The organism is Micromonospora sp. NPDC023869 (assembly GCF_055559695.1).
Genome location: NZ_JBVHKD010000022.1, coordinates 21867 through 28205, shown reverse-complemented (window position 1 = coordinate 28205; position 6339 = coordinate 21867). Strand labels below are relative to the sequence as shown.

The 6339-nt window shown below is 71.6% G+C and carries 8 protein-coding genes; 5 read left to right on the top strand and 3 right to left on the bottom strand.

The genetic code is table 11. The annotated features are described in order from the left end of the window. Window positions 1–350: RICIN domain-containing protein (locus tag ACZ31C_RS32170; protein WP_465798499.1), on the bottom strand; the 350-nt coding region annotated here is incomplete at its 3' end. Window positions 351–702: 352 nt separating this feature from the next. Continuing rightward, window positions 703–1296 carry a hypothetical protein gene (locus ACZ31C_RS32165; RefSeq protein WP_465798498.1) on the bottom strand — a complete coding sequence of 198 codons (594 nt, stop codon included), beginning with the start codon at window positions 1294–1296 and terminating at the stop codon, window positions 703–705. A gap of 195 nt (window positions 1297–1491) precedes the next feature. Here ACZ31C_RS32165 and ACZ31C_RS32160 point away from each other — a divergent pair, with 195 nt between their 5' ends. The 5 genes from ACZ31C_RS32160 to ACZ31C_RS32140 all read left to right on the top strand — a co-directional run bounded on the left by ACZ31C_RS32160 (window position 1492) and on the right by ACZ31C_RS32140 (window position 5318). Beyond that, window positions 1492–1899, top strand: coding sequence for a Fur family transcriptional regulator (locus tag ACZ31C_RS32160; protein ID WP_350699876.1), 408 nt, complete (start codon window positions 1492–1494; stop codon window positions 1897–1899). Window positions 1900–2042: 143 nt separating this feature from the next. Continuing rightward, the gene (locus tag ACZ31C_RS32155; protein ID WP_350699877.1) at window positions 2043–2435 is read left to right on the top strand and encodes an SCO5389 family protein; all 393 of its coding nucleotides are present in this window, start codon (window positions 2043–2045) and stop codon (window positions 2433–2435) included. Next, entirely contained in the window at window positions 2425–3489 is a 1065-nt protein-coding gene (locus ACZ31C_RS32150; RefSeq protein WP_465798497.1) for an LLM class flavin-dependent oxidoreductase, read from the top strand. Before ACZ31C_RS32155 ends, ACZ31C_RS32150 begins: the two co-directional genes overlap by 11 nt. A 148-nt stretch (window positions 3490–3637) precedes the next feature. Then, window positions 3638–4594, top strand: a complete 957-nt coding sequence (locus ACZ31C_RS32145) for an ATP-binding protein (protein ID WP_465798496.1) — start codon at window positions 3638–3640, stop codon at window positions 4592–4594. 49 nt (window positions 4595–4643) lie between these two features. Next, window positions 4644–5318 (top strand): DUF6891 domain-containing protein, encoded by a 675-nt coding sequence (locus tag ACZ31C_RS32140; protein WP_465798495.1) that lies wholly within the window; start codon window positions 4644–4646, stop codon window positions 5316–5318. 88 nt (window positions 5319–5406) lie between these two features. On the opposite strand, the gene ACZ31C_RS32135 is transcribed toward ACZ31C_RS32140, so the two are convergent. Next, a complete protein-coding gene (locus ACZ31C_RS32135; protein ID WP_465798494.1) occupies window positions 5407–6273 on the bottom strand; it encodes an amidohydrolase family protein in 867 nt (288 codons plus the stop codon). Window positions 6274–6339: the final 66 nt, after the last annotated feature.

Below are 6339 nucleotides of genomic sequence, written 5' to 3'. Positions count from 1 at the left end.
TAGACGTCCAGCACCTTGCCCGAGTGCCGGGACTTCAACCGGTAGTAGCCACCGCCGGAGTCGACGAACTGCCACTGCTGCTGATTGCCGTTGTTCCGGGTCCACTGGGTGATCCGCGCACCGTCGCTCGTGGCCAGGTTGTACACGTCCAGCGCCTTGCCGCTGTTGCGGTTCACCAACACGTACCAGGCGTTGGTGTCGACCGTGGCCGCAGCGGCGGGCGTCGCCAGCACCGCAGCAGCGGCACCACTGACCATCACCGCTGCCACGCCGGCAGCGATGACCCGCGGCAACCACCGACGCCGCCGCGACGGCGGTGCGATCGATGGAGATCTACCGAAGGCAGACATGATCCTCCTTCAATGACCAACAGATGAACGGTCCGCCCGGAGTCGGGCGCACCGTGACGCACGGGTCGAACGCGATCGCGGTATGGCAGCGCTAACATGATCGCCGCTATCCCTGGGCGCGCCCGATCCCAGATCCGGCGTAGCGGGCTCGCCCGGTAAGCCGCAGGCGCCGTCCTTAGGCATCGACTGTGAGCGATAACATGCCGTTCGTCAAGTCGTAACGTTCCCGACCCGAAAACCGCGCCGGAGCTGTCGTGCCGACGATCAGGGGTGGACGGGCGCGCCGTGCGGGTCGGCGGTATGAGCCTCCGGAGTTCCCGTCATCACGATCTCGGAGAGCCGACCCGCCGTGTCAGCTGTCGAACCAGACGACGAGTCGTACGTGGTCGTCGCCGTGTCGCTCGGCGAGCCCCCGCATGCCGGCCAGCAGCGCGCGCAGCTGCGGGTTGCGGCGCAGCACGTCGCCGGTGCGCAGGCGTTCCACCCGCCAGATCCGGTCGGAGGTGCGCCACTGGGTGCCCTCGGGGTAGCTGCTGCCGCGCGGGTCGGCGTGTTCGCCGGCCACCGCGTGCCAGGCGCGCCCGTGATGGCTCGCCTTGCCGACCAGGACCTCTCCGGCGCTCGTCGGCCGGTACTCGTGAATCCGGTCGTCCACCCGGGGCGCACTCGCCGTCCAGTCGATCCGGGCCACCTCTGCCCACGTCACCCGGGTGCAGTCGTGGACCGGCTCGACGGTGCGGAGTCGACGCAACTCCGGGCTGGCGTCCTCCGGCAGACCGCGGCCGGGTGCTACCGGCGTGAAGCCGGCGTAGTTGCGTACCCCGAACAGCAGGCCGAAGGCGTCGTAGTCACGAGGTAGGTCGTCGGTGAGCACATCGGCCAACGACCATGGCGAACCCGCGCCTCCCGGCCGGACCTCGACGCCGCCGTCGATGTCGGTGCCCACCGTCTGCTCGCCTCCTGCGCACACGCCCGCCTCGGTGGCGGACACCGCTGCGACGCGCAGTGGCCGGAGGTCGGCGCAACGGTGGCTATCATAATGGCCCGGCGGCGAGCCGATGTGCCTCGCGTCGCCGGCCCGGCCGCGGGTGGGCCGCGAGGGTGCCACGCCGGCCCGAGGCCCGGACGAAGGGGAGTGGCGATGGCGATCAAATCGATTCCGGGCGCTGCCCGCAACACCAGGCAACGGGCCGAGGTCGTCGGGCTGCTCGACGAGTTGACCGAGTTCCGCAGCGCCCAGGGCTTGCACGCCCAGTTGCGGGACCAGAAGGCGTCGGTCGGCCTGACCACCGTCTACCGCACCCTCCAGGCGTTGGTGGACGCGGGCGAGGTCGACACGGTGCGCCTGCCCTCCGGTGAGCAGTTGTACCGCCGGTGCAGCCGGACCCACCACCATCACCTCGTCTGTCGCGAATGCGGCCGCACAGTGGAGGTCGTCGGCCCGGCGGTGGAGGAGTGGGCCGAAGGTGTCGCGGCCCAGCACGGGTTCACCGACCTCAACCACACGCTCGAGATCGTGGGTGTCTGCGCCGACTGCGCGGCCCGGTAGCGCGGATCCTCTCCGGGGGCTGACCGAGGTGGCCCGCCGGACTCCATGGTGGCTTTCCGTGTTCGGGCATTGACGGGCGGTCACCGACATGGTGTGCTCACACTAACGAAAGCGAAAACCGTGATCGTTAACTGAGGAGGAGCATGTCTCTCACCGTGCCGCCCGACCTGTTGCGGGCCGCCGAGTCCGGTCCCGTCGGCGACGAGGAGTTCGTGGCCTGCGTACGGGAGTCGTTGCCGTACGCCTGGCAGACCGTCAGCCGGGTGGCGGCGGACCTGGCCACCTCCGGCGAGGAGTTCGCCGACAACGTGCTCCCGCCGCCCAGCGAGGCGGAGCGGGGGCAGTTGCTGCGGGCACTGGCCAGCGACGCCATCCGGTCCAGCCTGGAGCGTCACTTCGGCGTCAAGCTGGCCTTCCAGAACTGCCACCGGGTCGCGGCCTTCCGGCCGTCGGCGGTCGACTCGGACACCTACCGCCGGTTCGTCTCCACCCGGGGCCAGTTGCTCAACCAGTCGCCCGAACTGCGTGACTGCTGAGTTGCTCCGCACCCGGCGAGCGGAACGGGCCGTACACGCGCACCTGTTCCTGCTCGCCGGGCAGCGGCCCGGTGACACCCATGCCGAGGCGCTCACCGACGCCCATCGGTACGGCCGCGCGGCGGAGGCCGCCGGCTTCGACGGAGTGTGGATGGCCGAGCACCACTTCATCCCCTACGGCGTCTGTCCCTCTGCGGTCGCCTTCGCCGCGCATCTGCTCGGCGCCACCCGGCGCATCGCGGTCGGCACCGCCGCCTGCGTGCTGTCCAACCGGCATCCGGTGGCGCTCGGGGAGGAGGCGGTGCTGCTGCACGAGCTCTCCGGCGGCCGGTTCCGGCTGGGGGTGGGCCGGGGTGGTCCCTGGGTCGACCTGGAGGTCTTCGGCACCGGTCTGGACCGGTTCCGGCACGGCTTCGGCGACTCGGTGGAGCTGCTGCTGCGGTGGCTCTCCGGGGAGCCGACCGTGGCCGGCAACGCGCGCTTCCCGTTCCGGCCGGTGCCGGTGGTGCCGCGACCTCGTAGCCGGGTGCCGCTCTGGGTGGCCGCGACCACCCCGGGCACGGTCGACCTCGCCGCCCGGTACGGCCTTCCGCTCCTGCTCGGCCTGCACGCCGACCTGGCTGAGAAGGCGGAACTGGTGGCCCGCCACGCGCGGGTGGCCACCGCGCACGGGCACGATCCCGCCGGCATCCACCACGCCAGCGCCCATCTCGCCCAGGTGGCGGCGACCGACGACGCGGGGGCGCGGGCGGTCCGCGCCGGTCTCCCCGCGCTGCTGGCCGGCACCCGGGAGTACGTCCGCCTGGACGGTGCGGCGGGCGGGCGTCGTGACCCGGAGCGCTATGTGGACCATCTGATCGGCATCCACCCGGTCGGCTCGCCCCGTCGCTGCCGGGAGATGGTGGCCCGGGCGACAGCCCTGCCGGGCGTGCGGCATCTGCTGTTCATGGTGGAGGCCGCCGGTGGCCGGGACGCCACGCTCGACACCATCCACCGGCTCGCCGTGGACGTCCTCGACCTGCCCGCCGCGCAGACCGAGCCGGAGGCGGCGTGAGCTGTCGGCGGTAGCGCGCCGTGACCGAGCCGGCCATTCGCTGACCTGTTTCTGACGCAATCAGCGGGTTGTCCGCGGTGAGTGACGCACCACCCGTTACGATCGCGCTCATGGAAACGGTTTCCGTTGGCATCAAGGGGTGGTCGCGGTGAAGGTAGCGTTCGTCGGCAAGGGTGGCAGTGGGAAGACGACGCTCACCGCGCTCTACGCCCGCCACCTCGCCGCCACCGGCCGGCCGGTGCTGGCGATTGACGCCGACATCAACCAGCACCTCGCGGTCGCCCTCGGCGGGCCGGAGCACGCCGCCACGCCGGTGCCGCTCGGCGCCCACCTGGCGGCGATCAAGGAGTACCTGCGGGGCGACAACCCCCGCATCGGCTCCGCCGCCGAGATGGTGAAGACCACCCCGCCGGGCCGAGGGTCGCGTCTGCTCCGGGTGGACGAGGAGAACCCGATCTACGCGACCTGCGTGACGCCCGTCGGCGCGGTGCGGCTGGCGGTGACCGGCGAGTTCACCGCCGAGGACCTGGGGGTGGCCTGCTACCACTCCAAGGTCGGTGCGGTGGAACTGCTGCTCAACCACATGCTCGACGGCCCCGGTGAGTACGTGGTGGTGGACATGACCGCCGGTGCCGACTCGTTCGCCTCGGGGCTGTTCACCCGCTTCGACCGCACCGTGCTGGTCTGTGAGCCGACCGTACGCGGGGTCGGTGTCTACCAGCAGTACGCCGGCTATGCGCGGGACTACGGGGTGGCCCTGTCCGTGATCGGCAACAAGGTCGAGGACGCCGCCGACGTGGATTTCCTCCGCGAGCACGTCGGCGACGACCTGCTGACCTGGGTGGGACGCTCGGCGTACGTGCGTCGGGCCGAACGTGGCGTCCTCGGACCGCTGGACGAGGTGGAGGCGGAGAACCGGGCCGCGCTGGGCCGGCTTGCCGAGGTCGTCGACGCCACCGTCCAGGACCGGGCGACGTTCACCCGCTGGGCCCACGAGTTCCACCGGCGCAATGCGGTGGCCTGGGCCAACGACCGTACCGGCGTGGACCTCACCACGCAGATCGACCCGGACTTCCAGATGGGCCCCGCGACGGTCCCCGCCTGAGCACGGCAGCCGGCGCGGGTTGTCGGAGGGGCGTGTGACGATCCTCGCCGTGACCGAATGGATCTACAACGAGCGTCCGGCGGGCGTACGGTTCCTGACCGAGCGGATCGGGGTGCCGGGGCGCGACGAGATCGAGGCCGAGATCTGGGCCTGGATCGTGCGCGGTGACACCGACGCCGACGAGTTCGTGGACTTCTTCGACCAGGACGGGCAGCGTCACGGCGCCACCGACGAGGAGTTACGCGCGGCGTACGAGACGGCGATGGCGGCGCGGCGGGAGCAGCAACGCGGCTGGGGCGAGGTGAGCGGCAACCTCACCCGCGCCTTCGCCGAACTCAACCGGCGCGGAGTGCTGGCCAGGGAGAACTTCAGCTGCTGCGGCACCTGCGCGGCGGGCGAGATCCACGACGAGCGGGACGACTCCCGGCACTGGCACGGCTACCTCTGGTATCACCAGCAGGACACCGAGTCGCTTGTCGACAGCGAGGACGGCCAGGTCTGGCTCGGCTACGGCGCCTATCCGCCGGTGGACTTCGACGAGGCCGCCTACGCCGCCCTCTCCGAGGCCGAGCAGCAGGCTGGCTACCAGGCCGACCTGGAACGCCTCCTGGACGACCTCGTCTTCCCGGTGCTGCGCGAGCACGGCCTGCGGGTGGAGTGGAACCGCAAGCAGTCCCAGCGGATCCGCGTCACCGGCGCCCAGTGGTACGCGTCGGTGATCTGAGCGTCGGCACCGGCGGGCCGCCCCCGGCTCGCCGGTGCGACACCCGGTAGAACTACCGGCTGGTGTGCTGCTGCGCCCCGGCGCGACCTCAGGACGGCTCGGCCGCTGACACGTCGTCTCCCGTGGCGGCCGCCCGGTCGAGGATGCGGCGCAGGTTGGCGCCGAAGACGTCCGCCCGCTCGGTGGGGGAGAGGTCGTCCAGCCCGACCGGCTCCAGCGTCTGCGCGAACGACACGTGGTCCAGGCTGGGCGGGAAGTCCGAGCCCCAGTACAGTCGCCGGCTGCCGAAACGCTCCAGGAGCAACTCGACGTGTGGCCGGGCCGCCGCGTGCGGCCAGGCGTGCGGCGGCTCGCTGACCGCGTACAGGCCGGAGACCTTCACCCCGACGTGCGGCAGCCGGGCGAGGTCGAGCAGCGGTGCGAGGGCCTCGGCGGCCTGTTGCGGGGTCGGCGGCACGGGTCGGCTGCCGGGCAGCCCGAGGTGGCTGAACAGCACCGGGCATCCGTCGAGGGCGGCGAGCGCGGTGCCGAGTCGGCGGGTGGCGGTCGGGGTCGCGTTGAGGCTGAGCACCGCTCCGGCCGTGATGAGGTCGGCGGCGGAGCCGGCCATCCAGTCGGTGAAACGGTCGGCCGCCTCGGCGTCCGTCAGATACACGGCCACCCCGACGAACCCGGCCGCCCGCCAGCGGGCCACCTGCCCGTCCGCCGGTCCACCTGGTGGAACGTAGGCGACCGGCGCGATCCAGGGATGCCGGGCGGCCAGTCCCGCCAGGTAGTCGTTGTTCCCGGCGAAGCGCGGCTCGCCCTCGTACCCGACCACGAGGGCCCGATGGATGCCGTGCACGCGGCGGATGTCCTGATATACGGCGATCTCCTGGCCGCCCGCCGGGGAGCGTCCGTACCGGCCCGGGTAGCCGTCGGCGAACAGGTGCAGATGGGCGTCAGCGCGGTCCATGGTCACGGACGATAACCCAAATTCTGGCCGGTTATTGACGCGGCCACCCCCCTGACTTAAGTTCTT

Excerpts from the sequence above, each read along its gene's own strand:
- ACZ31C_RS32160 (WP_350699876.1), top strand. The coding sequence starts at position 1,492 with ATGGCGATCAAATCGATTCCGGGCGCTGCCCGCAACACCAGGCAACGG.
- ACZ31C_RS32155 (WP_350699877.1), top strand. The coding sequence starts at position 2,043 with ATGTCTCTCACCGTGCCGCCCGACCTGTTGCGGGCCGCCGAGTCCGGT.
- ACZ31C_RS32135 (WP_465798494.1), bottom strand. The coding sequence starts at position 6,273 with ATGGACCGCGCTGACGCCCATCTGCACCTGTTCGCCGACGGCTACCCG.